At 62.4% G+C, this 295-nt stretch carries 1 protein-coding gene; it reads left to right on the top strand.

Annotated elements, in window-relative coordinates; genetic code table 11:
* On the top strand, positions 1-295 hold a 295-nt coding region (locus OO70_RS50950; RefSeq protein ID WP_043688549.1), incomplete at both ends, for a cbb3-type cytochrome c oxidase subunit I.

The following is a 295-nucleotide window of genomic DNA, read 5'->3' as shown; positions in this document are numbered from 1 at the left end:
GGTCAACTTCATCACCACGATCATCTGCATGCGCGCACCGGGCATGACGATGTTCCGCATGCCGATCTTCGTGTGGAACGTGCTGCTGACCGCCGTCCTCGTTCTGCTGGCCTTCCCCGTCCTCGCCGCCGCGCTGTTCGCGCTGGAGGCGGATCGGAAATTCGGGGCACATGTCTTCGACGCCGCCAACGGCGGTGCGTTGCTGTGGCAACACCTCTTCTGGTTCTTCGGCCATCCAGAGGTGTACATCATCGCCCTGCCGTTCTTCGGCATCATCTCCGAGGTCATCCCGGTC

Source organism: Streptomyces xylophagus, assembly GCF_000716435.1.
GTDB classification, from domain to species: domain Bacteria; phylum Actinomycetota; class Actinomycetes; order Streptomycetales; family Streptomycetaceae; genus Streptomyces; species Streptomyces xylophagus.
This window is presented reverse-complemented; position numbering and strand designations above follow the sequence as displayed.